The organism is Flavobacterium sp., assembly GCF_043760115.1.
Lineage (GTDB): Bacteria > Bacteroidota > Bacteroidia > Flavobacteriales > Flavobacteriaceae > Flavobacterium.
Window position 1 is genome coordinate 1 of record NZ_JAYUPK010000166.1, and the last position, 2,131, is coordinate 2,131.

Annotated in this window: 1 protein-coding gene; it reads left to right on the plus strand. The window is 24.6% G+C overall.

The window, feature by feature from the left end; translation table 11 throughout:
• Nucleotides 1-2,114 (plus strand): OmpA family protein (locus ACH2BC_RS14010; RefSeq protein WP_395054702.1); only part of this gene is annotated, 2,114 nt, incomplete at its 5' end.
• Nucleotides 2,115-2,131: the final 17 nt, after the last annotated feature.

Here is a 2,131-nt window from a genome sequence, read left to right on the forward strand (position 1 = left end):
CAACTTTTTTAAATGAAAAATTTAGTTATAAAATAGCAATTACTGGTCATACAGATAATGAAGGAAGTAGTAATTATAACAAAAAATTATCTCAAAACAGATCTAATAAAGTTGCAAATTATTTAGAAAAAAATGGTTTTTTAAAATCGCAATTTCTAATTGTTAGTAAAGGATTTTTTGAACCAAAAACTACAAATGATACAGAAGATGGTAAAGCCGAAAATAGAAGAGTAAAACTAGTTTTTACAAAAATAAATATTCTGCCAAAAACCATTGGAAACCATAAACTTAAAGAAGATTTTTATAAAATTGACACTTCTAATGAAGAAGTTATTAAATACAAATCGGGTTCTGTAATCACTATTCCTAAAAATGCATTTGTAGATAAAAATGGCAATCCAATTACTGGAAAAGTGGATATTAGTTACATAGAATACAGAGATCCAATTGATATTGTGTTGAGTGACATTTCTATGAATCATAACGAAAATGGAGAAAATGTACATTTTAATTCGGCTGGAATGAACAAAATTTTAGCATTTCAAAATGGCAAACCAGTTTATTTAAAAAAAGATTCAAACATTACTATTGATTTTCCTCTAGCCAAAGATTTACCTAATATAAATTTTTATAAATACGATTCTATTTCTAGAAATTGGATCGAAATTAAAAAGCTAACTGCTACAAGTTCACCGCAAGTAGATTGGTCTGATTCTTCTTCAAATAAAGGACTAGACACTTTAGTAAGAGAACAAACTTATAATTATAATTTGTGTGCAAAAGATACTTGTTCACAATTAATGGCGCTAAAAATTGTTGGAACTAAATTTGCAACTACCAAAGAATCAATACTATCTAAATACAATTCTGAAGTAAATTATAAGAAAGAAAAAGATTCTATAAATAATAAAAAAGTAAAAAAGAGGTATGACAATTTTAAAGAAAACATAAAAATGTATGAAAAGAAAATTGCTTCAACTACATCAAAAATAAATAGTTTTACTACACGAATTGAAAATTCAAACCCTAAATATAGTGTAAAAATAATTCCAAATGAGAATGCCAAAATGATTTTTAATATTAAATTTAAAGTCAAAAATAATGCAGAAAATATTGATTATACTAATTCTAATTGGCAAACCAATTCAAGAGAAGATTATATAAAAATAAATAACTCAGAAGATAAAATTTTTACTTTTTGCGAATTAAAACCAACATCAGAAAATCAATATGCTATAACATTAAAAGATTCTACAGACGAAATAAAATTATTAAACATTACATTAATAAATTTAGTAAATAATGAAACTAACTCGTTATCTAAAGTAAAAAACATGAATGCTAGTTATTCTGTTCAGATAAAAAGAATTAAAAAGTTAACTGGATTAAAAAATAAATTGCTAGTTAAAAATCAATTATCACAAAATAAAATTGATTATTATAATGGTTTAATAAAAGCAATCGACTCTACTACAACATTTCCTTTTAGAGAAAATTTATATTGCTTTTGGAACAACAGTAAGCAATTTATGACCGAAAAAGAAACCGAGCTTTCTATTGAAGATTGGTTAAACTATTTTGAAAAAAATAAAACTGAAATGCAAACTAGATATGAAGCAATAACATTTGACGAAGAATGTCAAAAACAAATTGCCGAAAACGAACGTTTGAGAATAATTCAAAACGAAAAACAAGAAAAAATTTCAACTGCTTATACAAATGCTTCTGAAGTAACCAAATCGCTAAACATTTCTCAACTAGGAATTTACAATTGTGATCAAATTTCAAGATTACAAAATCCTCTTATTGTTGATGCAGAATATTTGAATGAAAAAGGCGAAAATATAAACCCAATATTTATTTATTTAGTTGATAAAAGATTAAATGGAATTTTAAAATATGATGGAAATTACGGTTATTCTCCTAAACATTTTGCCTACAGCGAAAGCTCAGAAAATACACTTTTAGCATTTGATGAAAATGGAAACTCCTACATTATAAATTCTACTGATTTTGTTGAAATGACAACTCAAAAAGAGAATAAAAATGTTACTTTTTTTATGAAAAAAATTGGTATTAACAAAAGTAAAAGTGATGTTATGTATTTATTTTAAATTTAATTTATGATTTG